General features: G+C 68.4%; 28 protein-coding genes and 1 tRNA gene. 13 read left to right on the forward strand and 16 right to left on the reverse strand.

The features are described 5' to 3' along the window. Positions 1–23: 23 nt before the first annotated feature. From ugpA to ugpQ, 4 genes are read left to right on the forward strand one after another with little or no spacing between them, the layout of a single operon-like run. Complete coding sequence (gene ugpA / locus AC0N04_RS00705) at positions 24–908, forward strand: sn-glycerol-3-phosphate ABC transporter permease UgpA (protein WP_474277611.1); 885 nt, start codon at positions 24–26, stop codon at positions 906–908. Next, a complete protein-coding gene (gene ugpE / locus AC0N04_RS00710) occupies positions 905–1,753 on the forward strand; it encodes a sn-glycerol-3-phosphate ABC transporter permease UgpE (protein WP_474277613.1) in 849 nt (282 codons plus the stop codon). Before ugpA ends, ugpE begins: the two co-directional genes overlap by 4 nt. 10 nt (positions 1,754–1,763) lie before the next feature. Beyond that, on the forward strand, positions 1,764–2,831 hold the full coding sequence (locus AC0N04_RS00715; protein ID WP_474277615.1) for a sn-glycerol-3-phosphate import ATP-binding protein UgpC: 1,068 nt from the start codon (positions 1,764–1,766) through the stop codon (positions 2,829–2,831). Beyond that, positions 2,828–3,598, forward strand: a complete 771-nt coding sequence (gene ugpQ / locus AC0N04_RS00720; RefSeq protein WP_474277616.1) for a glycerophosphodiester phosphodiesterase — start codon at positions 2,828–2,830, stop codon at positions 3,596–3,598. Before AC0N04_RS00715 ends, ugpQ begins: the two co-directional genes overlap by 4 nt. Before the next feature lie 12 nt (positions 3,599–3,610). Here ugpQ and AC0N04_RS00725 read toward each other — a convergent pair whose 3' ends face one another. Further along, positions 3,611–4,870 (reverse strand): MFS transporter, encoded by a 1,260-nt coding sequence (locus tag AC0N04_RS00725; RefSeq protein WP_474277618.1) that lies wholly within the window; start codon positions 4,868–4,870, stop codon positions 3,611–3,613. A 165-nt stretch (positions 4,871–5,035) separates the two neighbouring features. On the opposite strand from AC0N04_RS00725, the gene AC0N04_RS00730 reads away from it, so the two are divergent. From AC0N04_RS00730 to AC0N04_RS00750, 5 genes are read left to right on the forward strand one after another with little or no spacing between them, the layout of a single operon-like run. Then, positions 5,036–5,353: a hypothetical protein gene (locus AC0N04_RS00730; RefSeq protein WP_474277620.1), complete on the forward strand. Its 318-nt coding sequence runs from the start codon at positions 5,036–5,038 to the stop codon at positions 5,351–5,353. 58 nt (positions 5,354–5,411) lie between these two features. Further along, complete coding sequence (locus AC0N04_RS00735; RefSeq protein ID WP_474277622.1) at positions 5,412–5,873, forward strand: polymer-forming cytoskeletal protein; 462 nt, start codon at positions 5,412–5,414, stop codon at positions 5,871–5,873. A 38-nt stretch (positions 5,874–5,911) separates the two neighbouring features. Then, positions 5,912–6,406 carry a bactofilin family protein gene (locus tag AC0N04_RS00740; protein WP_474277624.1) on the forward strand — a complete coding sequence of 165 codons (495 nt, stop codon included), beginning with the start codon at positions 5,912–5,914 and terminating at the stop codon, positions 6,404–6,406. Further along, positions 6,381–6,818 (forward strand): hypothetical protein, encoded by a 438-nt coding sequence (locus AC0N04_RS00745; RefSeq protein WP_474277626.1) that lies wholly within the window; start codon positions 6,381–6,383, stop codon positions 6,816–6,818. Before AC0N04_RS00740 ends, AC0N04_RS00745 begins: the two co-directional genes overlap by 26 nt. Then, positions 6,815–7,246 (forward strand): bactofilin family protein, encoded by a 432-nt coding sequence (locus AC0N04_RS00750; protein WP_474277628.1) that lies wholly within the window; start codon positions 6,815–6,817, stop codon positions 7,244–7,246. Before AC0N04_RS00745 ends, AC0N04_RS00750 begins: the two co-directional genes overlap by 4 nt. A gap of 59 nt (positions 7,247–7,305) precedes the next feature. Here the strand turns inward: AC0N04_RS00750 and argJ are convergent, their stop codons facing one another. From argJ to AC0N04_RS00770, 4 genes are all read right to left on the reverse strand, one after another. Next, complete coding sequence (gene argJ, locus AC0N04_RS00755) at positions 7,306–8,535, reverse strand: bifunctional glutamate N-acetyltransferase/amino-acid acetyltransferase ArgJ (RefSeq protein WP_474277630.1); 1,230 nt, start codon at positions 8,533–8,535, stop codon at positions 7,306–7,308. Between the two features lie 70 nt (positions 8,536–8,605). Then, complete coding sequence (locus tag AC0N04_RS00760; protein ID WP_474277632.1) at positions 8,606–8,818, reverse strand: hypothetical protein; 213 nt, start codon at positions 8,816–8,818, stop codon at positions 8,606–8,608. A 44-nt stretch (positions 8,819–8,862) separates the two neighbouring features. Further along, a complete protein-coding gene (locus AC0N04_RS00765; protein WP_474277633.1) occupies positions 8,863–9,198 on the reverse strand; it encodes a hypothetical protein in 336 nt (111 codons plus the stop codon). A gap of 249 nt (positions 9,199–9,447) precedes the next feature. Continuing rightward, positions 9,448–11,145, reverse strand: coding sequence for a hypothetical protein (locus tag AC0N04_RS00770; protein WP_474277635.1), 1,698 nt, complete (start codon positions 11,143–11,145; stop codon positions 9,448–9,450). A 193-nt stretch (positions 11,146–11,338) separates the two neighbouring features. On the opposite strand from AC0N04_RS00770, the gene AC0N04_RS00775 reads away from it, so the two are divergent. After that, positions 11,339–13,558 (forward strand): tetratricopeptide repeat protein, encoded by a 2,220-nt coding sequence (locus AC0N04_RS00775; protein WP_474277636.1) that lies wholly within the window; start codon positions 11,339–11,341, stop codon positions 13,556–13,558. 24 nt (positions 13,559–13,582) lie between these two features. On the opposite strand, the gene AC0N04_RS00780 is transcribed toward AC0N04_RS00775, so the two are convergent. The 3 genes from AC0N04_RS00780 to AC0N04_RS00790 form a co-directional block, all read right to left on the reverse strand. Continuing rightward, positions 13,583–14,152: a GNAT family N-acetyltransferase gene (locus AC0N04_RS00780; protein WP_474277638.1), complete on the reverse strand. Its 570-nt coding sequence runs from the start codon at positions 14,150–14,152 to the stop codon at positions 13,583–13,585. 19 nt (positions 14,153–14,171) lie between these two features. After that, on the reverse strand, positions 14,172–16,907 hold the full coding sequence (gene secA / locus AC0N04_RS00785; RefSeq protein WP_474277640.1) for a preprotein translocase subunit SecA: 2,736 nt from the start codon (positions 16,905–16,907) through the stop codon (positions 14,172–14,174). A 272-nt stretch (positions 16,908–17,179) separates the two neighbouring features. Beyond that, positions 17,180–18,145, reverse strand: a complete 966-nt coding sequence (locus tag AC0N04_RS00790) for a M23 family metallopeptidase (protein WP_474277642.1) — start codon at positions 18,143–18,145, stop codon at positions 17,180–17,182. Positions 18,146–18,163: 18 nt separating this feature from the next. Between AC0N04_RS00790 and AC0N04_RS00795 the strand changes: the two genes are divergently transcribed. Continuing rightward, the gene (locus AC0N04_RS00795) at positions 18,164–18,481 is read left to right on the forward strand and encodes a hypothetical protein (protein ID WP_474277644.1); all 318 of its coding nucleotides are present in this window, start codon (positions 18,164–18,166) and stop codon (positions 18,479–18,481) included. Between the two features lie 21 nt (positions 18,482–18,502). On the opposite strand, the gene AC0N04_RS00800 is transcribed toward AC0N04_RS00795, so the two are convergent. From AC0N04_RS00800 to petA, 6 genes are all read right to left on the reverse strand, one after another. Further along, positions 18,503–18,578: transfer RNA gene (locus tag AC0N04_RS00800), tRNA-Thr, on the reverse strand. Positions 18,579–18,646: 68 nt separating this feature from the next. Beyond that, positions 18,647–19,159, reverse strand: coding sequence for a ClpXP protease specificity-enhancing factor (locus AC0N04_RS00805; RefSeq protein ID WP_474277645.1), 513 nt, complete (start codon positions 19,157–19,159; stop codon positions 18,647–18,649). A gap of 28 nt (positions 19,160–19,187) precedes the next feature. Beyond that, the gene (locus AC0N04_RS00810; protein WP_474277647.1) at positions 19,188–19,799 is read right to left on the reverse strand and encodes a glutathione S-transferase N-terminal domain-containing protein; all 612 of its coding nucleotides are present in this window, start codon (positions 19,797–19,799) and stop codon (positions 19,188–19,190) included. A gap of 119 nt (positions 19,800–19,918) precedes the next feature. Further along, the gene (locus AC0N04_RS00815; RefSeq protein ID WP_474279017.1) at positions 19,919–20,683 is read right to left on the reverse strand and encodes a cytochrome c1; all 765 of its coding nucleotides are present in this window, start codon (positions 20,681–20,683) and stop codon (positions 19,919–19,921) included. 26 nt (positions 20,684–20,709) lie between these two features. After that, complete coding sequence (locus tag AC0N04_RS00820; protein ID WP_474277648.1) at positions 20,710–22,110, reverse strand: cytochrome b; 1,401 nt, start codon at positions 22,108–22,110, stop codon at positions 20,710–20,712. A gap of 35 nt (positions 22,111–22,145) precedes the next feature. Continuing rightward, on the reverse strand, positions 22,146–22,742 hold the full coding sequence (gene petA, locus AC0N04_RS00825) for a ubiquinol-cytochrome c reductase iron-sulfur subunit (protein WP_474277650.1): 597 nt from the start codon (positions 22,740–22,742) through the stop codon (positions 22,146–22,148). Between the two features lie 222 nt (positions 22,743–22,964). On the opposite strand from petA, the gene mscL reads away from it, so the two are divergent. After that, the gene (gene mscL, locus AC0N04_RS00830; protein ID WP_474277652.1) at positions 22,965–23,387 is read left to right on the forward strand and encodes a large conductance mechanosensitive channel protein MscL; all 423 of its coding nucleotides are present in this window, start codon (positions 22,965–22,967) and stop codon (positions 23,385–23,387) included. Positions 23,388–23,415: 28 nt separating this feature from the next. On the opposite strand, the gene pdxA is transcribed toward mscL, so the two are convergent. Both pdxA and AC0N04_RS00840 read right to left on the reverse strand, forming a co-directional pair. Further along, the gene (pdxA, locus tag AC0N04_RS00835) at positions 23,416–24,471 is read right to left on the reverse strand and encodes a 4-hydroxythreonine-4-phosphate dehydrogenase PdxA (protein WP_474277654.1); all 1,056 of its coding nucleotides are present in this window, start codon (positions 24,469–24,471) and stop codon (positions 23,416–23,418) included. Further along, positions 24,468–25,241 carry a Nif3-like dinuclear metal center hexameric protein gene (locus AC0N04_RS00840; RefSeq protein ID WP_474277656.1) on the reverse strand — a complete coding sequence of 258 codons (774 nt, stop codon included), beginning with the start codon at positions 25,239–25,241 and terminating at the stop codon, positions 24,468–24,470. Before AC0N04_RS00840 ends, pdxA begins: the two co-directional genes overlap by 4 nt. On the opposite strand from AC0N04_RS00840, the gene AC0N04_RS00845 reads away from it, so the two are divergent. Further along, positions 25,240–26,409 carry a S1C family serine protease gene (locus tag AC0N04_RS00845; protein ID WP_474277658.1) on the forward strand — a complete coding sequence of 390 codons (1,170 nt, stop codon included), beginning with the start codon at positions 25,240–25,242 and terminating at the stop codon, positions 26,407–26,409. The genes AC0N04_RS00840 and AC0N04_RS00845 overlap by 2 nt on opposite strands. Positions 26,410–26,427: the final 18 nt, after the last annotated feature.

Consider the following 26,427-nt stretch of genomic DNA (forward strand, 5'->3'; position numbering starts at 1 on the left):
TGGCAGCGGCCTGCCCCCTCCCCATGGAAAAACGTGTCCTCTTCGGCAGCCGCTGGCTGCCCTATGCCTTGGTGTTGCCGCAGATCGCGGTGACGCTGGTGTTCTTTTTCTGGCCCGCGCTGCAAGGCGTCTGGTATGCGTTCCAGCTGCAGGACCCGTTCGGAGAGAGCTCGCGCTTCGCCGGCCTGGCCAACTTCCGGGCGCTGTTCGCCGACACCACCTACCTGGCGTCGTTCGAGACCACCGCGCTGTTCAGCGCGCTGGTCGCCGGGCTGGGGCTGAGCCTGTCGCTGCTGCTGGCCGTGATGGCCAACCGCGTCCTGCGCGGCAGGCGCGTCTACCGCACGCTGCTGATCTGGCCCTACGCCGTGGCGCCGGCCGTGGCGGGCGTGATCTGGGGCTTCCTGTTCGCGCCCAGCCTGGGCGTGGTCAGCCCGCTGCTGCACCGGCTGGGCGTCGACTGGAACTGGGTGCTGCGCGGCGACCAGGCGATGGCTCTGGTGGTGATGGCCGCCACCTGGAAGCAGATCAGCTACAACTTCCTGTTCTTCCTGGCCGGCCTGCAGGCCATTCCCTCGTCGCTGCTGGAAGCGGCGGCCATCGATGGCGCCAGCCCGCTGCGCCGTTTCTGGACCATCGTCTTTCCGCTGCTGTCGCCCACCACCTTCTTCCTGCTGGTGGTCAACATCGTCTACGCCTTCTTCGACACCTTCGGCGTGATCGACGCCACCACCTTCGGCGGGCCGGCCCAGGCCACCGACATCCTGGTCTACAAGGTCTACACCGACGGTGTGCAATCGGCCGACCTGGGCGGCTCGTCGGCGCAGTCGGTGATTCTGATGGCGATCGTCGTGGCGCTGACGGTGGTCCAGTTCCGTTTCGTCGAACGCCGGGTGGCCTACCAATGATAGAGAACCGTCCCTGGCTGGACCGCTTCGCCCACCTCGTGCTGATCGCCGGCGTGCTGGTGGTCGCGTTCCCACTCTACATCGCCTTCGTGGCGTCCACGCACACGCTGGACGAGGTGCTGACCGTGCCGATGCCGCTGCTGCCCGGCAGCCATCTGATCGCCAATTACAGCCAGGTGCTGCATGCCGGATCGACCCAGGGCGCCAGCGCGCCGGTGGCTCGGATGATGCTCAACAGCCTGGCGATGGCGTTGATGATCGCGGTGGGCAAGATCGCGATCTCCATCATCGCGTCGTTCGCGATCGTCTACTTCCGCTTTCCGCTGCGCCGCACCTTCTTCTGGATGATCTTCGTCACCCTGATGCTGCCGGTGGAAGTGCGCATCATCCCGACCTTCAAGGTCATTTCCGACCTGGGCCTGCTCAACTCCTACACCGGGCTGACGCTGCCGCTGATCGCCTCGGCCACCGCCACCTTCCTGTTCCGCCAGTTCTTCCTGACCGTGCCCGACGAACTGACCGAGGCCGCCCGCATCGATGGCGCCGGCCCGATGCGGTTCTTCTTCGACGTGCTGCTGCCGCTGTCGTCCACCACGCTGGCGGCGCTGTTCGTGATCCAGTTCATCTACGGCTGGAACCAGTACCTCTGGCCGCTGCTGGTGACCACCGACGAATCGATGTACACGACGGTGATCGGCATCAAGCGCATGATCGTCGGCGGCGACGCGGCCACCGAATGGCCGCTGGTGATGGCCACCGCGATGCTGGCCATGCTGCCGCCGGCCGCGGTCGTGCTGTTGATGCAGAAATGGTTCGTCAAGGGCCTGGTCGACTCTGAAAAATAACTTACCTCGCATGGCTTCCATCTCCCTTCGCCAGATCACCAAGGCCTATGGCCAAGGCCCCCACGCGCAGACGGTCATCCACGGCGTCAGCGCCGAGATCGCCGACGGCGAGTTCATCGTCATCGTCGGTCCCTCGGGCTGCGGCAAGAGCACGCTGCTGCGCATGGTGGCGGGGCTGGAACCGATCACCGGTGGAGAGATCGCGATCGGCCCGCGGGTCGTCAACCGGCTCGAGCCCGCCGAGCGCGACATCGCGATGGTGTTCCAGAACTACGCGCTCTATCCGCACATGAGCGTCTACGACAACATGGCTTACGGCCTGAAGATCGCCGGCCAACCCAAGGCCGAAATCGAGCAGCGCGTCGCCCGGGCAGCGCAGATCCTCGAGCTCGGCAGCCTGCTCGACCGCAAGCCCCGCCAGCTCTCGGGCGGCCAGCGCCAGCGCGTCGCGATGGGCCGCGCGATCGTGCGCCAGCCGCAAGTCTTCCTGTTCGACGAGCCGCTGTCCAATCTCGACGCCAAGCTGCGCGCCCAGACCCGGCTGGAGATCCAGAAGCTGCACGGCGAGCTGGGCGTCACCTCGCTGTTCGTCACGCACGACCAGGTCGAGGCGATGACGCTGGCGCAACGCATGATCGTGATGAACGCCGGCCGGGTCGAACAGATCGGCACGCCCGAGGAAGTCTATGCCCGTCCGGCCACGACCTTCGTCGCTGCCTTCATCGGCTCACCGCCGATGAACCTGCTCGAAGGCCGGGCCGAAGGCAGTCGCCTGCACCTGGGCGACCTGGTGCTGGCGCTGCCCGAGCCAGCGCCGCGCGACGGCCCGCTGGTGCTGGGGGTGCGCCCGGAGCACGCGACCCGGGCCGATGCCGGTTGGCCGCTGGCGGTCGACCTGGTCGAGATGCTGGGCGCGGAACGGCTGGTCCACGGACAGCTGGCCGGCCACCGCTTCACGCTGCGCATCAGCAGCAGCGAGCCCGCCCCCCATGCCGGCCAGACGCTGTCGCTGGCCGTGCCTGCGGCCGATCTGCACTGGTTCGACCCCTCCAGCCGCCAACGGGTGCAGCGGCGATGAACACGTTCAAGCTGCCCGACGCCGAGTGGCCGCTGCCGCGCTGGATCGCCCACCGCGGCGCCGGGAAACTGGCGCCCGAAAACACGCTGGCGGCGTTCCGCGAAGGGGCGCGCCACGGCTACCGCGCCTTCGAGTGCGACGTCAAACTCTCGCAGGACGGCCGTCCGTTTCTGCTGCACGACACCGCCCTGGAGCGCACGACCAACGGACACGGCGTGGCCTCGACCTGGCCCTGGCGCGCGCTGTCCGGCCTGGATGCCGGCAGCTGGCACAGCCCGGCGTTCGCCGGCGAGGCCCTGCCCGACCTGGCCGCGCTGGCCACCTGGCTGCAGCAGCAGGGCCATGCGCTCGATCTGGAGATCAAGCCGACGCCGGGCGACGAGGAGCGCACCGGCCGCGAGGTGGCCGCCGAGGCGGCGCGGCTGTGGGCGGCCCATCCCGGAACCCTGCTGCTGAGCTCGTTCCGGCCCGAGGCCTTGCAAGGTGCCCGCCAGACCGCGCCGCACCTGCCGCGTGCCCTGCTGCTGGACAGCGACTGGCCCGGCTGGTTCGACGCCGCGCTGGCGCTGGATTGCGTGGCGCTGATCGCCAACCATCGTCTGGTGGACGCCGCGCTGGTGGCCCGCCTTCACCAGGCCGGCCTGCGCGTGCTGGCCTACACCGTCAACGAAGCCGACGAGGCGCAGCGGCTGTGGGCGCTCGGCCTGAGCGGCTTGATCACCGACGCGGTGGACTGCTTTCCGCCCGACGCGCCGGACGGCGTCTAGGCAGCGCGCCGCTCACAGGGCGGCGTCCTCGACGACCTCGATGCCGCTGATGTCGGCGGCCTGCGGCAGGCCGGTCACGCCCCGGATCGCCGGCAGCCGCCAGGCGACCCAGGCCATCGCGCTGCAGGCCAGGCCGGCGAACAGCAACGACGAGCGCAAGCCCTCGTGCTCGCCCAGCCAGCCGCCGATCAGGGCACCCGGCACCGCCGGCAGCAGGATCAGCCAGCGCATCGTGCTGGTCATCCGGCCCAGCAACGGCGCCGGCGTGACGGCCTGGCGCAGCGCGATGAAGTTGATGAAGATCAGCACCGCGCCCAGGCCGAACAGGCTCAGCATCAGCACCAGGTTCACCCGGCCCCAGACGCCGGCCGGCGCCACCGCCAGCAACAACCAGCCCGCCGCCGTCAACGCGAAGCCCAGCACCAGGCAAGGCCCCGGCCCCAACCGCTGGCTGACCCGGTCGCCGAAGGCGCTCGCCATCACCGTCCCCACGCCCAGCGCGACGTAGCTCAGACCCACGCCCTTCTCGCTCAGGCCCAGCGTGCGGGTGGCGAACAGGATCTGCACCACGATCGCCGCCTGCTGGCACATCTGCCAGATCCCGACGCAGGCCGCCAGGCTGAGCAGCAGGCGGTGGTGGCGGACAAAGCGCAGGCCGTCGAGCAGATCGGTCCAGAAGCGCGTCGCGCGCGGTGCCGGGCGCGTCTCCGTCACATTCAAGCCGCCCAGAATGGCCGACGATCCCAGCAGCAGCGCAGCGTCCACCAGCAACGCCACCGGCGCCCCCAGCAACCGGATCAGCACGCCCGCCACCCCCGGCCCGGCCACCTCGGCGCCCGAGCTGGCCAACGCGTTGCGGGCATGGGCCTCGACCAGACGTTCGCGCTGCACCACCTGGGTCAGCACGATTTGCGCGGCGGATCCCGACACGGTGTTGACCGTCCCGACGCAGAAGCTGACCGCGTAGAGCCAGGCCATGTCCAGGCGACCCACGGCCCAGGCCAGCGGTACCGACGCCACCGCCAGCGCCAGCGTCATCTCGCCGCCGACGTAGACCGGCAACTTGCGCACCCGGTCCAGCCAGACCCCGGCGGGCAGCGAGAACAGCGCGAACGGCAGCATCTCCATCGCGGTCAGGCGGCCCATCTGGATCGGGCTGGCGTGCAGCAGCACGGCCGCCGTCAGCGGCACGGCCAGCAAGGTGACCTGACCGCCGAACGAGCTGATCAGGATGGACGTCCACAGACGCCGATAGGTGGCATCGCGCAGCAAGTCATGGGGCGGCAAGCGCAGCCGCGCCCAAAAAGACCGGAGCCAGGACCTCATGCACCCCCCACCAGAGCTGAATACCGAGAAAAACAGGGCGACCTTCTGCGTGTCCCCAGGTTGGCCGCCGCATCGTATCAGCGCGCGGCGGCGCGTCCATAATGCGAGCCCATGCAGTCGCCCGAGGCCATCGATCGCTATTTCACCGAGCAGGTCGTGGGTCGCCGGTTCGTCGTCGACATGGGCTCGTCGGCCGATGTCCGGCACTGGCCCCGCCGCGGCGTCCTGGTGGACTGGTTGAGCGGCGCCGCCGAGCTCACCGCGATCGCGACCCGCAGCGCCTGGGCCGACGAACCTGCCGACGCGATGCTCGGCCAGCCCGTCTCGCTGCCCGGCCTGGTGCGCTGGCGCCGGCGCGTGCTGGCGGCCGCGTTCGGCGGCTGGTCGGCCTTGCTGGCGGCCGGGCTGTGGTGGTGGTGGAAGGCATGAGCGCGCCGGGCCGCTCCCCAGCGCGAATCCCGCAGCGCGTGGCGCGGAGGGCCGACTCGTGAGCACCCCCTCGGCCCTCGCAGGCCAGGCCTTGCTCGGCGCCGGCAGCGACACCCTCGTCATCGATCCGGTCAAGATGAACATCCTGAACCGCATTGCCGAGGGCTCGGTCGTCGACGGGCTGAACCGCTTCCAGGGGGGCTTGCTGCTGCAGGGCTCGCTGCACGGCCGCGGCGAGGTCGCGGGGCGCCTGGTGATCTGGCACACCGGCCAGTTGCGCGGGCGCTTCCGCGTGCTGGGCGACCTGTACCTGCTGGGACACCTGGGCGGCGTCACCGACGACACCGACCCGGACACCGTGATCGAGTGCCAGGGCACGGCCTACGTGGCCAGCACGGGTGTCTCCACCGGCACCCTGCTGGCGGCGCGGCTGCGTATGTATGATGGGGCGGTCCTTCAAGGCCCGTTCAAGACCCTCAAGAGCGAGGACTCCCTCCCGGTGCTGGGCGACGCGCGATGAAGCGCCGCACCCACGCTCACCGCAACCGACACCTTCCCATGGACTCCTTCCAAGACCCCTCGGCGCCGGTCGACGCCCTGCCTCCCGAAGTGCCGATGGGCCAGGCAATGCCCGGACAGCTGGGCCAAGTGCCGGTGCTGCAGCCGGCGCTGCAGGCGGTGGCGCCGCTGCAGGCCATGGCGCACCACACGACGCTGGCCAGCGGCTTGGCGTTCACCGGCTCGGCCCGCATCGAGGGTTCGGTCACGGTGGCCGGCGAAGTGCAAGGCGACCTGCTGCTGCAAGGCGCTGCCGATGGCCACGTGACGGTGACCGAAACCGGCACTGTGGTCGGCGACATCTCCGCCCCCAACATCTCCGTGCTGGGCCAGACGGTGGGCTTGCTCGACGCCTCGGGCGGCCGGGTCACGCTGCATGAGACGGCGAGCGTCTCGGGTCGCATCCGCTACACCCATCTGCAGGTCAACGGTGCCGACCTCAACGCCCAGCTGGAGCGGGTCCGCCCCGATGCCGAAGGCGCCGGCCGCAGCTGATACGCGCGTCGCGACCACCCAGGAACTGCGGCGCGCCGCCCTGCAGCGCAGTGCCCGGCGCAATGCCCGCGTGGCGCGGTGGCGGCTGGGTTGGCGCTGGCTGCTGTGGGCCCTGGGCCGGCTGGGACGCTGGCTGAGCCTGCCGCTGGCGCTGGGCCTGGCTCTGGCCTGGGCCTGGCACGCCTGGCATGCGAGCGCGGCACCGCAGACGCCTGCCGCGCCGCCATCTGCGGCGTTGCGGACGACCGCCCCGACACCCGCCCCGACACCCACCCCGGCCGCCAGCACCGATCCCGGCGTAGGCATGGCGTTGCGCCTGGATGCCGAGCCGGCGAACCGGCGGCGTCCGGCTCGGCTACCATCCGCGCAGCCTGCTCGTGCCAGTGCCGCTCAACCCGAGGAGTCTTTGTGAACGTGAATGACAGCCATCGCGCCCCTGCCCGCCTGGTGCCGGTCGAGCAACTCAATGCCATCTCCAGCCTGATCGCCGAAGGAGCCGCCTTCGAAGGCTCGTTCAGTTCGCGCAACGATCTGGGGCTGAAGATCGATGGCGTGCTCAAGGGCGACATCAGCTTCCAGAACGGCGGCACCGTGCACATCGGTGCCACCGGCGTGGTGGAAGCCACCACGATCGAGGCCGACCACGTGTTGCTCGAAGGCAAGGTGCGCGGCACCATCATCGCCCGCAAGACGCTGGAGATCACCGGTACCGCGACCCTGCTGGGCGACGCGCAATACGATGCGCTGCTCGATGTCCATCCGCGCGCACGGCTGCGCGGCAAGGTCGAGTTCCGCGGCGACCTGGACACGGTCGACGCGGCGCCGTCACCGACCTATTGAGCCTGTCCGAAACGCGGCGACCGGCACGGCGCTGCGCGAGGCCGGCGCCGACCCTTCCATCAGCTGCGGTAGTCGGCGTTGATGCGGACGTAGTCGTGTGACAGGTCGCAGGTCCAGATCGTGGTGCTGGCGTCGCCACGGCGCAGGTCCACCCGCACGCAGATCTCGGACTGTTTCATCACGCGCTGGCCGTCTTCTTCGCGATAGCCGGGATGCCGTCCGCCCTGGGTCACGACGTGCACGTCGTCCAGGTGCATCTCGATCAGGCTCTGGTCCAGATCGTCGATGCCCGCATAGCCCACCGCGGCCAGGATGCGGCCGAGGTTCGGATCGCTGGCGAAAAAGGCGGTCTTGACCAAGGGCGAGTGTGCGATGGCATAGGCCGCCAGGCGGCATTCGTCGACACTGCGGCCACCGTCGATCTGCACCGTGATGAACTTGGTCGCGCCCTCGCCATCGCGCACGATGGCCTGAGCCAGTTCGCGCGACACCGCGACCACGGCGTCGCGCAAGGCCCGTCCCTGCGGACTTTGCAGCGACCGGATCGGCGCGTGGCCGGCCTGGCCGGTGGCGATCAGCACGAAGGAATCGTTGGTCGAGGTGTCGCCGTCGATCGTGATGCGGTTGAAGCTCTCGTCGGCGGCCTCGCGCACCAGGACCTGCAGCAGGTCGGCGTCGAGCGCCGCATCGGTGGCGACGAAACCCAGCATCGTCGCCATGTTCGGGCGGATCATGCCGGCGCCCTTGGAGATGCCGGTCACCGTCACCGTGCGGCCGTCGATCGTCAGCTGGCGCGACGCGGCCTTGGGCAGCGTGTCGGTGGTCATGATGCCTTCGGCGGCCCGCGCCCAGTGAGCCGGGGCCAGGTCGGCCAGCGCCGCCGGCAGGCCCGCCTCGAGGCGATCGACCGGCAGCGTTTCCATGATCACGCCGGTGGAAAACGGCAGCACCTGCTCGGGCGTCAGGCCCAACCGACCGGCCAGCGCCACGCAGCTGCGGCGCGCCCGCGCCAGGCCGTCCGCCCCCGTGCCGGCGTTCGCATTGCCGGTGTTGACGAGGATCGCCCGGATCGCTGCCCCGCTGGCCAGATGCTCGCGGCAGACCTGCACCGGCGCGGCGCAAAAGCGGTTGCGGGTGAACACGCCGGCCACCGTCGCACCTTCGGCAAGTTCGACCACGACCAGATCCTTGCGGGCGGCCTTGCGAATACCGGCCTCGGCCACGCCCAACCTCACGCCGGCGACAGCGTGCAGTGACTCGGGGGCAGCGGCGTGTAGGTTGACGGGCATGGCGGACTCGAGGCGGCGGATGGGAGTCGGCGATTGTACGAACACCGGCCGCCGTGGCACCCGGCGCGGGTCAGGCCAGCACGGTCACCGCCACACCCACCAAGGCCATCGCCAGGGTCAGCACGCACAGGCCGGCCAGCAGCAGCATGCTGCGCCGATCGAGTTCGGCCAAAGCCCGGCCTGCGTCGTCGTACTCGTCGGCCGGGTCCCACACGGCCATTTCGGCGTGACAGACACCGGACACGGCCGGGCCGTCGGACGACGGCGTTGGCAAGGGCTTCATAGGGTGCTCCTGTGGACGACGGGCGGAGGTGGACGGCGGCCGGATCACGCGCGGCGCGTCCAGGTGAAGAACTGCTCTTGCAGGAGGGTCCGCGGCTGGGCCGGCGCGATGGCGGCGGCGTCGCGCGCCAGGCTCGCCGCAGGACGGACGGCCATCCGCGGCGGGGTGTCGGGCATGACCTCGCGGAAAGTACGCAGACGGTCCAGCGCACGCTGGATCACCGCGACATCGCCGTGGCACAGCGCGTGTTCGGCCGCCAGGACGGCCTCGTCCAGCAAGGCGCGCGCAAAGGCGCCGGTGGAACCCAGCGTGGCGTAGTCCCGCGCCAGGGTCTGGCAGCGGTACATCTCGGCGCGAAGCATGTCGGGAAGCGTGGCCATGGATCTCTCCTTCGATCGGGGAACAAAGCGTCGATGCCTGGGACGGCATGGGTGCATTGCATCGCTGCGGCGTTTGCAAAACCACGCAGCAGTGCGCAGAACCGCACGTTCCTGGTAGACGATGAGCAGTCGATCCGGCAGCGCTGCAGCGGCCTGGCCGCAAGCACGGACAAAAAAAACCCGTCCATTCCCCGAAGGGCCTGAACGGGCCAAGGACAACGATGACAGCGTCTTTTTTTCTTGTTCTTGTTATGTTTTGGAGGGCGGCTCGTCCTTGCCCGCTGACCGTTGCCGAACGGCTTGCGCCACCGGACCGGGGACATGGCGACGGCGCGGCCGGCGCGCGCCGGCTGCGGCCACGGCGGCCTGGGCCGCCGGCGAAGGCCGATGGCCCGGCCGGAACACCGGATGGCTTGGCACACGACCGACGTGGAGCGCCTGGAAGGGCGTGTCGCGGTGGTATTCCTTCAGGAACTCCACCCAGTTGGTTTCCTTCAGAAAATCGATCACCGCGGGCTGCGACGGCGGCAGCGTCACGGTGCTGCCGTCGGCCAGGTTCAGCGTGCGCGGGGTCGGGTTGAGGTCGAAGTAGTACGGTGCGCGCCAGTCCCACACACCTTCGCGCAGCGGATCGGGCAGAAAGATGTTCATGGCGAGCGTCGGCTCGGTGAAGTCCCACACCGCGCTGTGCGTGTCGTCCAGGGCCGGCACGCCCTTGTCGCCATAACGCTTGATCCCGGCCAGCAGGCCGGCCAGCGTCTCTGCGGCGCCCCGCACGGCGGGATAGGCCGTTGCGTGGCGCTGCAATGCGGCGGCCAGGCTGCGCAGATCGGTGAGCTGATCGGGCGTCTGCAGGATCGCCGGCTCGGCGACGTCGTAGTTCATCGCGTCGGCCACCGCCGCTTCGATCATGGCCAGCGCCGCGGCCCGGGCGGGGGTGGCCGGCCCCCTGAGCAGGTCCAGCAGCGTATCGGACAGCGCATCGACACCGTTGGCGATGCCCGTCATGCGCGACAAGGCCAGCGCGCCACCCACGGTCGGGTAGCCCCCCCCGGGTGCCAGCGTGTCATGCTGGGCGTCGCACAGCCACTGCGCCAGTTCCAGCGCGCTCGCGCTGCCCCGCTCGGCCAATCGGGCAAAGGCGCCCGCATAGGCCGCCCCCGCGGTGAAGAAATCGATGCCGCAGACGCCGTCGGCCGCGTCGGCATAGGGCGCCACGGTGTGTAGCACCTCGGTCGAGAAGTTGAAGCAGTTGGCGAGGTGGATCACCGCGATGTGTGGCCCGCCCTGATCCCGGGCCGCCTTGAGGGCGCGCCCGAGGCCGGGGGTCGACAAGGGCATGTGCGAGTTCGGCATGCCCGGAAAGCCGAAGGGCATGCCGGGGAATCCGAAGGGCATGCCCGGAAAGCCCAGCGGCAGATCCGGAAAGCCCAACGGCAAGGCCGGATGGCCTTGCGGCTGCTCGGTCGACACGCCCACGAGGGGCGCCGCCTCGCGTCCCGAGATCTGCCACACGTTCGAGTCCGCAGCCGCCGGTGACACCGGGGGAGGGCTACCGGTGATTTCCGGCAGATAGCCGGTGCCGTGCCCTTCCAACCCCAGCACCAGCGCCGCCTTGGGATGGTGCTGATGGGCCTCCAGCAGAAAGCCCCGGAGACTGCGCTCGCACCGCATGTCCGCCTTCCAGCGACTGTGCAGCGTGGTGGATTCGGGATCATCGGCCGGGATGTGGAGCAGCCAGGTGTCGTCCTGCGCCCGATCGAACAAGGCCATCACCGGCACGCCGGTGCGCGCCACCTCGCGCAGGGACTCGACCAGCGGATGCTCCATCACCGAGCGGCTGCGGTCGTCGGGGTAGGTGCTCAGGTTGGCGTCGCTGCCGAAAGGCACATACACCGCCAGCACGACGCCATCGCAGTGCGCCGGAGCATCGGTCAAACGGGGCATGGGGAACTCCTGGTGGATGGCACTTCGAACCCGGCGCGAGCCGTCAACGGGTGGGATGGCGCAAGACTACGCCAGGGCGCCTCGCATCCCAACGCCGGCTGGCGTGCCCTACCATGCGAACGTCAGACGATGGCTTGACGATTCAGGTCATCCCGGATTCGACGTCCCCCCCCCCCCCAATTTGAAGTTCGCGATGCCCGCCCTCCCTGTTGCCGCGCCCTCCCGCCATGCCGTGGCCTGGCTGGTGCATGCCGGTTTGAACGCCCACCGCCAAGGCGGCGTGCCCGAGTTGCCGGTGCGCGCCCGGCGCCTGCGGGCCTGTCTGGAGCAGCCCTGGCTCGCCACGGTGTGGGGCACGCTGGGGGATCGGCTGCAACCCGAGCGCCGCGGGGTCGACAGCCAACACCTGCTGCTGGCCTGGGCCCTGAGCCAGCTGCGGCCTGACCACCAGGCGACGCTGGAAGGCATCGACGACGCCGCGTGGGTGCACAGCACCGCCTGGCGCCCGGTGCTGGCGCTGGCCGCGCAGAACGGCTTCCTGGCCGTGCCTGACTTTCCGACCATCTACCGGCGGCGGGCCGGCGAGCCGGTGGCCGACACCTTGTGCGGCCTGTGGTCGGTCGGTCCGAGCACGCTTTACCGCTATCTGGAAAAGGGCCGGCGGCTGATGGTCGACCTGCTCGGCAGTGGCCCGACCGATGGCGCCCTGCTGCTGAGCTTGCGCCGATATGTCGATCTGACCGGCCCGGACGCGCCGCCGCCGTCGGAGCGTGCGGCGTGGCACCGGCAGCGCGCGCAGGACGCCTTGTTGCGCGATGCGGCCGCCGATGCGTTGTGGCACCACACCCAGGCCCAGGACGTGACGGGCTGTGCCGGCACGCTGAACCGCTTCGCGCTGGAACTGGCCGAAAGCCCGGAGACCCAGTTGCTGCTGGAGGCGCTCAAACGCCAGGACCGCCCGGCACGCGAGCGCTTCGAGCTGGTGCTGGCCGAGGCGCCGCTGTGGCGCTTCCGGCGCGACGATGCGCGTGAGCTGGCCTGCCTGCAACAGGCGCTGCGGCTGGCCCAGGAAAGCGGCGAGGCGCTGCTGCTGGGCCGTGCCACGGCGGCGCTGGCGTTCTTTGACCATGCGCGCGATCCGGACCGGGCGATCAGCCGCTACGAGGCCAGCATCGAGCACTGCCAGGCCGCCGTCACCGCCGCCCGGGGCGACGCGCTGACCGAGGCCCTGGGCGAGGTGGCCACCGGCATGACCCGGCTGGCCTGGCTGCATCTGCGGCGCAGCGACCCCAAGGCCAAGCCGCTGCTCGCGGCGGTCGCCAGGATGCGCGACGAAGGCAGCTTGCCGGCAGCGGCAACCGCCCTGCTCGAACTGGTGCTGAGCGAGCAATGGCGCTGCGAGAACGAGCTGCCCCGCGCGATCGAGCATCAGCAGCGCGCGTTGCTGATCTTCGAACAACTGGGCCAGCGCCGCGACGTGCTCAATGGCTACAACAACCTGTGCCTGCTGTATGCGCAACAGGCCGAGTTCGGCAAAGCCCAGGACCATGCCCAGCGCGTGCTGGACGCGGCCCGCCGCCATGCGGTCGAGCCCAACCTCGAAGCCAGCGCCCATGGCAACCTCGCCGTGGCCTGCATGAACGTGGGCGATTTCGACGCGGCCATCGCCCACCTGCATCAGGCGCTGCCCATCTACCTGCGGCTGGACATGCAGCGCCATGTCGTGACCTGCCACCTGAATCTGGCGGAAAGCCACTACCAGCGCTTCCAGCTCGGCGGCGACCCGGCCGACGAACGCCGGGGCGACGAGCACGCCGCTCAGGGCCAGACCCTGAGCAAGACACTGGAACTGCCCAGCCTGACGCAAGCGGCTGCCGGATTGAAGCGCCAGATCCTGACCGGCCTGCAGGACGGTGAGCGGCTGCTGCCGCCCGAGCAGGCCAGCCATCCGGACGAAATGAACGAGGTACAGCGTCTTCGCAACGAACTCGCCCTGCCGCGGCCGGCGGCGCAGCGCGCCCGCACCCACCTGGCGCTGGCCCGCCAGTACCTGCTGATTGCGAGCAAGGAGCGCGAAGCCGCGCGCAGCCTGATCGCACGCCACGGCGTGAGCGATGACCTGGGCCCCGAATTCGATCAATTGCAGCAGGCCTGGGGGCGCGAGCTGAGCCGCGAGGAGCAGGTGTCCGGCCTGTGGCGCGAGCGCCTGGGCGCCTTGATCGGCGATGCGCCGCGCCGCGCCGTGGTGGCCCGGCTGTTGGCGCAGGGCAGCCTGAACAAGAGTGCCTACGCCGAGGCCGCGCAGGTCAGCCCGGCCACCGCGTCCAAGCACCTGGGGCTGCTCGCCGAGGCGGGGTTGCTGGTGCAGCGCGGCAAGGGGCCGAGCACGCGCTACACGCTGCCGCAGGCGTGAGGGCCCGCCGGTGACCGCGCCGGCTCAGCGCGGAAATTCACCCGCCAGCATCGCGAACATCACCTGGGCCGACAGGCCGCCGCGGGCGTCGCGCTCGTAGTGCCGCAACACGCCCTCCTCGCGCAAGCCGACGGACCGCGCAAAGTGCAGCGCACGCTCATTGGCCAGATCCGACAGCGCCTGGATGCGTGCCAGGCCCAGGTCGAAGCCCAGCGACAACACCGCCAGGACCGCTTCGCGCATCAGGCCCTGACCCGCATGGCGGATGTCGCCCACGTAGCCGACCTCGCCGCGCGGCACCTCGAAGTCGAAGCTGTGCAGGTCGATGCGGCCCACGAATGCGCCGTCGTCAAGGCGGAAGGCGTTGAAGATCAGGCATTCGCCGGCCTCGACCATGGCCTGGCCCGCTTGGCAGAAGCGCTCGGCCTGGGCCAGATCCCAGGGGTGCTGGGCCCAGGCGATGAAGCCCAGGGTCGACAGGCTGGTGTTGACGCTGTCGAGCAGCGCCGCTGCGTGCGCCGGCTGCGGCGCCTCCAACCGCAGGCGCGCGCTGCGGCAGTGCCGCGGCGCCAGACGCAGGGTGTCGGCGTCCAAGGCCGCTCGCTTGCCGGCCTCAGGCCAGGCGACCGTGACAGTTCTTGTATTTCTTGCCGCTACCGCAGGGGCAGGGGTCGTTGCGCCCCACGCGCGCCACCTGGGTCTCGGGGTCGGCCACCTCGCTGACGCTGCCGTCCTCGTTGGGATGGGTGTAGGTGACGTTGTGGATCAGCTCGGCCCGCTCTTCGATGGCCTCGGCGGCCTCGCTGATCTGCTCCTGGGTCTGCACGCGCACGGTCATCAGCACGCGGGTGACTTCCATCTTCACCACGTCGAGCAACTGGGCGAACAGGTCGAAGGCTTCGCGCTTGTATTCCTGCTTCGGGTTCTGCTGGGCATAGCCGCGCAGGTGGATACCCTGGCGCAGGTAATCGAGCGCGGCCAGATGCTCGCGCCAGTGCGAATCGATCGATTGCAGCAGCACCATGCGCATGAACGGCGTGAATTGCTCGACCCCGACCGACGCCAGCTTGGCATCGAAGGCCTCGTCGGCCGCGGCACCCACCTTCTCGACCACGTCCTCGTCGGTGATGGTGTCGCTGGCCTCGACCATCGCGCGCAGCGGCACCGCCAGCTGCCACTCGTCGGACAGCACCTTTTCCAGGCCCGGCAGGTCCCACTGTTCCTCGACGCTTTCGGCGGGGACGAAGGTGCGCACCACGTCGTTCATCGTGGCACGGCGCAGGTTGGCGATCTGCTCGCGCAGCGACTGCGCCTCGAGGATCTCGTTGCGTTGCTGGTAGATGACCTTGCGCTGGTCGTTGGAGACGTCGTCGTATTCCAGCAGCTGCTTGCGAATGTCGAAGTTGCGCGCCTCGACCTTGCGCTGCGCGCTTTCGATGCTGCGGCTGACGATGCCGGCCTCGATCGCCTCGCCCTCGGGCATCTTCAGGCGTTCCATGATGGCCTTGACGCGGTCGCCCGCGAAGATGCGCATCAACGGGTCGTCCAGGCTCAGGTAGAAGCGCGACGCGCCCGGATCGCCCTGGCGGCCGGAGCGGCCGCGCAATTGGTTGTCGATGCGGCGGCTTTCATGCCGTTCGGTGGCGATGATGCGCAGGCCACCCTCGGCCTTCACCTTGTCGTGCAGGCCCTGCCACTCGTCCTTGAGTTGCTGGATGCGCCGTGCCTTGTCGTCCGCCGGGATGGCCTCGTCGGCCTCGATGAACTGGATCTGCTTCTCGACGTTGCCGCCGAGCACGATGTCGGTGCCACGGCCGGCCATGTTGGTGGCGATGGTGATCACGCCGGGCCGGCCGGCCTGGGCCACGATCTCGGCTTCCTTGGCATGCTGCTTGGCATTGAGGACCTGGTGCGGCAGCTTGGCCGCGGTGAGCAGGCCGGAGATCAGCTCGGAGTTCTCGATCGAGGTCGTGCCCACCAGCACCGGCTGGCCTCGCGTGTGGCAATCGCGGATGTCGTCGATGACGGCGTTGAACTTCTCGCCCGAGGTCTTGTAGACCAGGTCGAGTTCGTCCTTGCGGATCGTCGGCTTGTTGGGCGGAATGACCACCGTTTCCAGGCCGTAGATCTCCTGGAACTCGTAGGCCTCGGTGTCGGCGGTGCCGGTCATGCCGCCGAGCTTGGCGTACATGCGGAAGTAGTTCTGGAAGGTGATCGAGGCCAGCGTCTGGTTCTCGCTCTGAATCTTCACGCCTTCCTTGGCCTCGACGGCCTGGTGCAGGCCGTCGGACCAGCGCCGACCGGTCATCAGGCGGCCGGTGAATTCGTCGACGATCACCACCTCGCCGTTCTGCACCACGTAATGCTGATCGCGGTGGTAGAGATGCTGGGCCCGCAGCGCGGCGTACACATGATGCATCAACGTGATGTTGGCCGGGTCGTACAGGCTCGCGCCTTCGGCCAGCAGGCCGGCCTCGCCGAGGATGATCTCGGCCCGCTCGTGGCCGGCTTCGGTGAGGAAGACCTGGTGCGTTTTCTCGTCGACCGTGAAGTCACCCGGCTCGATCACGCCTTCGCCGGTGCGGATGTCCTCCTCGCCGATCTGCTTCTTCAGCTTGGGCACCACGGCGTTGATGCGCACGTAGAGCTCGGTGTGGTCTTCGGCCTGGCCGGAAATGATCAGCGGCGTGCGTGCCTCGTCGATCAGGATCGAGTCCACCTCGTCGACGATGGCGTAGTTCAGGCCGCGGGCGACGCGGTCCTCGACCTCGTAGACCATGTTGTCGCGCAGGTAGTCGAAGCCGAACTCGTTGTTGGTGCCGTAGGTGATGTCGGCAGCGAACGCCGCCTGCTTCTCGGCCCGTTCGAGACCGGGCACGTTGACGCCGACGGTCATGCCCAGAAAGCCGTAAAGCCGCCCCATCCATTCGGCGTCGCGGCTGGCCAGGTAATCGTTCACCGTGACCACATGCACGCCTTTGCCGGACAGCGCATTGAGATACACCGGCAGCGTCGCCATCAGCGTCTTGCCTTCGCCGGTTCGCATCTCGGCGATCTTGCCGGCGTGCAGCACCATGCCGCCAATCAGCTGCACGTCGAAATGGCGCATCTTCAGCACCCGCTTGCCGGCCTCGCGCACTGCGGCAAAGGCTTCGGGCAGCAAGTCGTCGAGTGTCGCTCCCTGGGCCAGACGGGCGCGGAACTCGTCGGTCTTGGCCTTCAGCGCGGCATCGTCGAGCTTTTCGAACTGGGGTTCCAGGGCATTGATCGTGTCGACCGTGCGGCGGAAACCTTTGAGCAGCCGGTCATTGCGACTGCCGAAAATCTGGGTGAGGAGCTTGGGCAACATGCGGCGTGGGCAAGATAAGGGCTGAGGGCAACGCACCCGAGGGAGCCAGGCGAGCCGCCATCAGGCGGCGACAAGGTCGGGGAAGGCCCGGCACGGCGTGGCCGGCACTTGGGGGCTCCGGGGCGCGTTTGCAAGGACACCGGGACGCGCTCGTGAAGGCACCGGCGGAGTGTGAAGGGCTGGCGTCTTGGCGGGCGGTAGGGAGGTGCGTCGCAAACGATCGAGTTTAGCACCGGGGTGTTTCATGTCCGTGGCATCGGCGGCCCGCCGCATCAGCGGATCGCCTTGCCGTCGGCCGCGGCCACGGTCGGGGTGTCCGGCCCCAGCGCCAGGAAGCGCGCCGGATTCTGCGGCACGCCATCGAGCACGACCTCGAAATGCAGGTGCGGGCCGGTGGATCGACCGGTCGTGCCGACCAACGCGACCTCCTGGCCGCGCCGCACCAGGTCGCCGACCTTGACCAGGATCTTCGACGTGTGGGCATAACGGGTCACGACGCCGTTGCCGTGGTCGATCTGCAGCAGATTGCCGTAGTCGCTGTGCCAGTCGGTCGACAGCACCACGCCGCCGGCAGCCGCCTTGATCGGCGTGCCGATCGGCGCCGGGAAGTCCAGGCCGGTGTGCAGCGCGGCATGCCCGGTGAACGGATCGCTGCGAAAGCCGAAGCCCGAGCCCACCGGACCCTCGACCGGCCGGCTGCTGGGGATCATCAACGAGCTCATGCGACTCTCGAACAGCCGGGACTCGGTGAGCGTGAACAGATCGGACTGCAGGTCCGCCCGCTCGTCCAGGATGGCCATGGCGTCGTTCAACTGCTTCAGGCTCGGGTGTTCCAGCGGCAGGTACGGCCCCCCGGCAGCGGCGGAGGCAGCCTGCGGACGATGCAAGTCCTTGAGTTCACTGCCCTTGATGCCCGCCAGGCCCGACAGGCGATCGCTCAGCGCCTCCAGGCCGATCAGGCGCGCCTGCATGGTGCCCACCTTCTGCGCCATGGCGTCGAGGTTTTCTCTCATGAAGCGGTCACGCTGCGCGAACTCGTCCCGGACCACCAGCCGGACCACCCGGCTGACCACCGGCCAGCCCTGGCGCGCCGCGGTGACCAGGACCAGGTTGTAGATCACGCCGGACAGCAGCAACCAGACGATGGCCAAGCCTGCCAGGGCCATGATCAACTGGCCTCGCCCGATCGAGATCGACCTGGTCCGTGACGAACCCATGCCGGTGATAAGGATCTGCATCGCTACACTCCTGCAACCATGAACCGGCCGCCGCAACAAGCCCCGACACGCCCCATCTCGGAGGCGCTGGACGCCAACCACATGCTCGGCCACCTGATGGAGCGGCTGCGCGAATCCCAGGCCCGCTTCGCCACCATCCTGCCCGCCTTGCCAGCGTCGCTGCATGCCTGGGTGCGTCCCGGCGTGCTGGACGACGACGGCTGGAACCTGCTGGTGCCCAACACGGCCGTCGCCGCCAAGCTCCGCCAGAGCGTGCCCACCCTGGAAAGACTGCTCGCCGAGGCCGGCTGGCCCGCGCTTGCGGTGCGAGTCAAGGTTCAGCCGCGTCGACCCTGACCCCTTGGCAGCGCGGAGCGCTGGTGCCGGCTATCCGAATCGAACGGATGACCTACCGCTTACAAGGCGGTTGCTCTACCAGCTGAGCTAAGCCGGCACGGGAAATCGGCATTCTATGCATCTCACCGCCACCGCCTCGCGAGGGGCCGCGATGCCGGCGCCAGACTACTTGATGCGCTTGAGCGTCGGGCGCGGCGGCGTCGCCGGCGGGGGTTGATCGTCTCCCCCCGCATCCGGCTCCGCCGCCGGCTCGACGCTGGCCAGACGCAGGCCTGGAGCGGCCCTTTGCGGCCCCCCCTCCACGGCGAGCATGCCGGTGCTGTCGGCCGCCGTGTCGGCCGAAGGCATCGGGAACGCCATGCCTTGTCCGTTCTCGCGGGCGTAGATGGCAACGACGTGATCCACCGGCACGACGATCTCGCGCGCCACGCCGCCGAACCGGGCCTTGAACTCGATGAATTCGTTGCCCAGCTTCAAGCCGCTGGTGGCCTCGAACCCGACGTTGAGCACGATCTCGTTGTTCTTGACGTACTCCATCGGCACCTGGACGCCGGAGTCGACAAACACCGCCACATAGGGCGTGAAGCCGTTGTCGGTGCACCAGTCGTGCAGGGCACGGATCAGGTAGGGACGGGTCGAACTACCCTGGCTGTCGGAGGCGGTCGGCGGGGTGGTCATGGTGGATGTGACGTCGTGTCGTCGAAGCTTACTTGCGCATCACCTTTTCGGACGGCGTCAATGCCTCGATGTAGGCCGGGCGCGAGAAGATCCGCTCGGCGTACTTCAGCAGCGGCGCCGCGTTCTTCGACAGGTCGATGCCGTAGTAATCCAGGCGCCACAGAAGCGGTGCGATGGCCACGTCGAGCATCGAGAAGTCGTCGCCCAGCATGTACTTGTTCTTCAGGAAGATCGGGGCGAGCTGGGTCAGGCGGTCGCGAATCTGGCCGCGGGCCTTCTCCAACTGCTTGTCGTTGCCCTTGATCCCCCGGCCTTCGAGGATGTTCACGTTGGCGAACAACTCTTTCTCGAAGTTGAACAGGAACAGGCGCACGCGGGCGCGAGCCACCGGATCGCCGGGCATCAGCTGCGGGTGCGGAAAGCGCTCGTCGATGTACTCGTTGATGATGTGCGATTCGTACAGGATCAGGTCGCGCTCCACCAGGATGGGCACTTCGTTGTACGGGTTCATCAACGCGATGTCTTCGGGCTTGGCGAAGAGGTCAACGTCGCGAATTTCGAAATCCATGCCCTTCTCGAACAGCACGAAGCGGCAGCGGTGCGAGTAGGGGCAGGTGGTTCCGGAGTAAAGCACCATCATGGTGTCGAGCTCCCTTCAGAAGCGGTTCAGGCAGGCGCCGAAAAACAGAAAACGCAGTGGGCGCCTGAGCCGCACTGCGCGAGAGGCCCGACCGCGGGTCGGCCGGGCGTGGATCACACTTACTTGACGTCTTTCCAGTATGCCGCGTTCAAGCGCCAGGCGAAGACGGTCATCATGGCCAGGAACAGCAGCACCCACACGCCCAGACGCACGCGCTGGGCCTGGGCGGGCTCGCCCATCCACTGCAGGTAGGCGACCAGGTCGGCCACGTTGCTGTTGTACTCGGCCGGCGTCATCGTACCGGGCACGGCGAGTTCGAACCCCTTGAACACCTCGTCGGTCTTGGTCGGATCCTCAGGGTTCTTGACCTGTTCGAAGATGGCCTTTTGCTGCCCCTGCAGTTGCCACAGCGCGTGCGGCATGCCCACGTTCGGGAAGGCGATGTTGTTCCAGCCGGTCGGACGCGAATCGTCGCGGTAGAAGCTGCGCAGATAGGTGTAGAGGTAGTCCGCGCCGCTGCCCCGCTCGCTGGCGCGCGAGCGCGCGATCACGCTCAGGTCGGGCGGGACCGCGCCGAAGTACAGCTTGGCCTGCTTGGGGTCGAGCGCGACATGCATGGTGTCGCCCACCTTGCTGCTGGCGAACAGCAGGTTTTCCTTGATCTGCTGGTCGGTCAGGCCGATGTCGTGCATGCGGTTGTAGCGCATGTAGGACGCCGAATGGCAGTTCAGGCAGTAGTTGACGAACAGCTTGGCCCCGTTCTGCAGCGACGACATGTCGTTCATGCGCTCGGTCGGGAACTTGTCGAGCGGAACGCCGCCTTCGGCGAACGCGCCCGACACCAGGCACAGGGCGGCGACGCAGCCGGCAATGAATTTCTTGATCATGGTGTGTGCTCCTGCCCTGTGCATCAGTGCGCGTGAAAGGTCACGCGATCGGGAACCGGCTTGAAGGTGCCGAGCTGGCTCCACCAAGGCATCAGCAGGAAGAAGCCGAAATAGAACAGCGTGCCGGTCTGCGCGATCAGCGTCCCCAGCGGGGTCGGCGGCTGGATGCCCAGATAGCCCAGCACCAGGAAGAACACCACGAAAACCATGTACAGCTGGAAATGCCAGCCCGGACGATAGCGGATCGACTTGACCGGGCTGTGGTCCAGCCAGGGCAGGAAGAACAGGATGATCACGGCGCCGCCCATCACTACCACGCCCCAGAACTTGGCGTCGAAAGTCAGCAGCAGGCCAATCACGACCACCCCGGCCACCAGCACCGCACCGCGCACCATCATGCTGGCCCGCAGCTTGAAGAACGAGGCCAGCGCGGCCAGTCCGACGATCACGCACAGCACCTTGACCAGGTCGTCGGTGGTGGCGCGCAGCATCGAATAGAACGGCGTGAAGTACCAGACCGGTGCGATGTGGAGCGGCGTCTTCAGCGGATCGGCCGGGATGAAGTTGTTGGCTTCGAGGAAGTAGCCGCCCATCGTCGGCGCGAAGAAGATGATCGCCGAGAACACGATCAGGAACAGGCACACCCCGAGGATGTCGTGCACCGAGTAGTACGGATGGAAGGGAATGCCGTCCAGCGGCCGCCCCTGCGCGTCCTTCTTGGCCTTGATCTCGATGCCGTCCGGATTGTTCGAACCCACTTCGTGCAGCGCGATGATGTGGGCCACCACCAGGCCCAGCAGCACCAGGGGCACGGCGATCACGTGGAAGCTGAAGAAGCGGTTCAGCGTCGCGTCGCCGACCACGTAGTCGCCGCGGATCATCAGCGACAGGTCCGGCCCGATGAAGGGCACGGCCGAGAACAGGTTCACGATCACCTGCGCGCCCCAGTACGACATCTGGCCCCAGGGCAGCAGATAGCCCATGAAGGCTTCGGCCATCAGCGCCAGGAAGATCGCGCAGCCGAAGATCCACACCAGCTCGCGCGGCTGGCGGTACGAACCGTACAGCAGGCCGCGGAACATGTGGAGGTAGACGACGATGAAGAACGCCGACGCGCCGGTGGAGTGCATGTAGCGGATCAACCAGCCCCACGGCACGTCGCGCATGATGTACTCGACCGACGCGAACGCCACCGCCGCGTCCGGCTTGTAGTGCATCACCAGGAAGATCCCGGTGACGATCTGGATCACCAGCACCAGCATCGCCAGCACGCCGAAGACGTACCACCAGTTGAAGTTCTTCGGAGCGTAGTACTCCGACATGTGCTCCTTGAACATCTTGGTGGCCGGGAAGCGGTTGTCCACCCAGGTCATCAGCTTCTCCGCCATCGGCGCATCGGCGGGTGCAATCTTGAATTCAGCCATGGTTGCCTTTCCTGTGTTCTGTGGGCGACGCCGGTTCAGGCCTTCTTGTCCTCGCCGATCAACAGCTTGGTGTCGGCGAGGTACATGTGGGGAGGCACTTCAAGATTGTCCGGCGCCGGTTTGTTCTTGAACACGCGGCCGGCCAGATCAAAGGTGGAACCGTGGCAGGGGCACAGGAAACCGCCGGGCCAGTTGTCCGGCAGGCCCGGCTGGGGGCCCGGCGTGAACTTGTCGCCCGGCGAGCAGCCCAGGTGGGTGCAGATGCCGATCACCACCAGGTATTCGGGCTTGATCGAACGCCACTCGTTGCGTGCATATTCGGGCAGCGGATAGGCCTTGCGCTCGTTCTCGGGATCCGCCAGCAACGGATCGTTCTTCTTCAGCTCAGCCACTTCCTCGGGAGTGCGGCGCAGGATCCAGACCGGCTTGCCCCGCCACTCGACGGTCATCTTCTCGCCCGGCTTGAGCCCGCTGATGTCGGCTTCCACCGCAGCTCCAGCGGCCTTGGCACGCTCGGACGGGCTGAACGAGCTGACAAACGGCACCGCCGTCGCCACACCACCCACGGCACCAGCGCACCCGGTGGCGATCAGCCACGTGCGCTTGCCTTGGTCCACCGCGTTATCGGTCATGGGGATCCTCTTTGGAGCTGGGGAAGGGGGAAAGACAGAAATCTGTTTTCGGTCAATCCGGCATTTTAGCGGACCCACAACGCTGCACCGTCGCCTGCGCGCATCAGTGCACGCCACACGGCGAAAGTCGTTGACATCGCTCAGGGCCGGGCAATACTGGCCGCCGGATGCGAGCGGCTACGCCGCTCGCTCACACCCACACCGTTGACAGGAGAGAACAGCATGAGTTTTTCGTCGGAGTTCAAAGAGTTTGCCATGAAGGGCAACGTCGTCGATCTGGCGGTCGGCGTCATCATCGGCGGCGCCTTTGGCAAGATCGTGGATTCGATCGTCGGCGACCTGATCATGCCGATCGTCGGCAAAATCTTCGGCGGCCTGGACTTCTCCAACTATTTCATCCCGCTCGCCGGTCAGACGGCCACCAATCTGGCCGACGCGAAAAAGGCCGGCGCGGTCTTCGCCTACGGCAATTTCATCACCGTGGCGTTGAACTTCGTGATCCTGGCCTTCATCATCTTCGTGATGGTCAAGCAACTCAACAAGATGAAGAAGGACGCACCGGCCGCGCCGCCGGCACCGCCCGCACCGACCCCGGAAGACGTGCTGCTGCTGCGCGAAATCCGCGACGCACTCGCCAAGCGCTGAGACCGACCGCCGCGGCGCCGCGACCTGCTCAGCGCGGTACGGCGTCGCCGGACCTGCTCAGTCGGCGCGCCATCCGGGTGGCGGCCACCAAGCTGGCCGGGTCCGCCACGCCCTGACCTGCCAGATCGAAGGCCGTCCCATGGTCGGGGCTGGTCCGCACCAGTCCCAGGCCCAGGGTCACGTTGACGCCGTGCTCGACGCCGAGGTATTTCACCGGGATCAGGCCGTGGTCGTGGGTCATCGCGATCACCGCGTCGAATTCGCCGGGATGCCCCGGCGCGTTGCGCGCCCGCATGAACACCGTGTCGGGCGCGAACGGGCCCCGCGCGTCGATGCCCTCGGCGCGCGCCGCGGCCAGGGCCGGCATGATCAACCGGATCTCCTCGTCGCCGAACAGCCCGCCCTCGCCGGCGTGCGGATTCAAACCGGCGACGGCCAGCCGTGGTTGACGCAGGCCGAAGTGCTGCATCGCCTGGTGCGTGATGCGCAAGGTGTCGAGGATCAGCGGCGTGTCGAGCAACTCGATCGCCCGGCGCAGCGCGACGTGGATCGTCACCAGCACCACCCGCAATTCCTCGTTGGCCAGCATCATGCGCACCGGCAACGGCCGCCCCGCCGCCCGCGAGGCCAGCGCCTGCAGCATCTCGGTGTGGCCGGGGAACGTCACGCCGGCCTGGGCCAGGGCTTCCTTGTGCACCGGCGCGGTGACCAGCGCCGACGCCGTGCCCGCCAGGACGGCACCGGCCGCCGCGGCGATGCAGGCCGCCGCCGCCGCGCCGGCGCGCGCATCGACCTGCCCCCACGCCAGCTCGGACAGGCCTGCGCCCAGCCCGGCAGGTTGCCAGACCGGCAGGCAGCCGGGCGGCACCTGTGACAACGCTGCGGGCGCCTCCACCACCGCCACCGGCGCCCGCACCCGGACCGCGGCCATCGCGCGGCGCAGCACCGCCGCATCGCCCACCACCACCGCATCGGCCAGCTCACCCTGGCTCCAGGCTTTGGCGATGATCTCGGGACCGATGCCGCAGGGGTCGCCCATGCTGACGACCAAGGGACGCGCAAAAGGAGTGCTGGGAGCGTTCATGCGGGATTGTCGATGTCGATGAATTCATGCGCCAGACCGAAGGCGGCGGCCACATGCGCCCCGACCGCGGCCGCGCCATAGCGTTCGCTGGCGTGGTGGCCGCAGGCCAGGAAGGCGACGCCGGTCTCGCGCGCCAGATGCGCTTGCGGCTCGGACATCTCGCCGGTCAGGAACGCGTCCGCACCGGCGGCGATCGCCGCCTCGAAGTGGCTTTGCGCGCCGCCCGAACACCAGGCCACCCGGCGAAGCGGGCGACCGTCGCCATCGACCCACACCGGAGAGCGGCCCAGGACAGCCCCGACCCGCCCGGCCAGCTCGGTAGCCTGCGGCTGCCCCTCGATCGGCCCGATGAAGCCGAGTTGCTGCTCGCCGAAGCGCGCGTCGGCCTGCAGACCCAGACGCCGGCCCCACTGGGCGTTGTTGCCCAGTTCGTCGTGGGCGTCCAGCGGCAGGTGGTAGGCAAAGAGGTTGACGCCCGAGGTCATCAGGCGCTCGACGCGGGCCTTCAACCAGCCGGTCAGGCGACCGTCCTGGCCACGCCAGAACAAACCGTGATGCACCAGGATCGCGTCGGCTCCGGCGGCCAGCGCCGCATCGATCAAGGCCAGGCTGGCCGTGACCCCGCTGACGAGCTTGCCGATCTGCGCCCGCCCCTCCACCTGAAGACCGTTCGGCCCATAATCCTTGAACGCCTGCGGTGACAGCAAGCGGTCGAGGAAGGCTTCGATCTCGTCACGCGGCGCCGTCGGCTTCATCGAATCGTCTTTCATGCGCAAAACCTGGCTCATTTTCTCCCAGGCGGTGACCATCGCGGTGGCGGTGCTGTTCGTCGTGGGCACCTTCAAGCCGCAGTGGCTGCGCCCCACGCCCGGCGGTTGGCCGCCATCGGGCGCCCTGCCCTCGGCGCCCCTGCCAGCGCCCAGCGTCGCCCGCCGGGTGACCGAACCGATGCAGCCCTTGACCGCCGCTGCGCGCCGCGCCTCGCCCGCCGTGGTCAGCGTGACGGCCAGCCGGGCGCCCGCCAAGGCCGGGCCGCACAACCAGGACCCGTGGTTCCGCTTCTTCTTCGGCCAACGTGACGCGCAGAGCGAACCCCAGGTCGGCCTGGGCTCGGGCGTCATCGTCACCAGCGACGGCTACCTGCTCACCAACAACCACGTGATCGATGGCGCCGACGAGATCCAGGTCCGCCTGTCCGACGGCCGTCAGGCCGAAGCCCGGCTGGTCGGCACCGACCCCGACAGCGACGTGGCGGTGCTGAAGATCGATCTCGACCGCCTGCCCACGGTCACGCTGGGCGACATCGGTCAGCTGCAGGTCGGCGACGCGGTGCTGGCGATCGGCAACCCCTTCAACGTCGGCCAGACCGTGACCTCGGGCATCGTCAGCGCGCTGGGTCGCAGCGGCCTGGGCCTGTCGACGTTCGAGAATTTCATCCAGACCGATGCGGCGATCAACCCGGGCAATTCGGGCGGGGCGCTGATCGATGTCCACGGCAACCTGATCGGCATCAACACGGCGATCTATTCGCAGTCCGGCGGCAACATGGGCATCGGTTTTGCGATCCCGATCGATCTGGCCAGACAGGTGATGGACGCCCTGGTCAAGGACGGCCACGTCACCCGGGGCTGGATCGGCGTGCAGCCGCGCGACCTGGATGTGGACTTCGCCCAGAGCTTCAACCTGCCGGTGCATGACGGCGTGCTGATCACCGGCGTGCTGCAGAACGGCCCGGCCAGTGCCGCCGGCATGAAGCCCGGCGACGTGGTGGTGCGGATCGCCGGCCAGCCGGTGCACAACACCTCGCAGTTGCTGATGGCGGTGGCCGCCCTGAAGCCGCAGACCGACGCGGTGATCGGCGTTCAGCGCGGCCAGCAGGCGCTGGACCTGAAGGTGACGGTGGCCAGCCGTCCACCGACCCCGCGCCAGCCCGAGTAAGGCCAGCCGCCCGGCTGC

This window comes from Ideonella sp. sgz306126 (assembly GCF_056032705.1).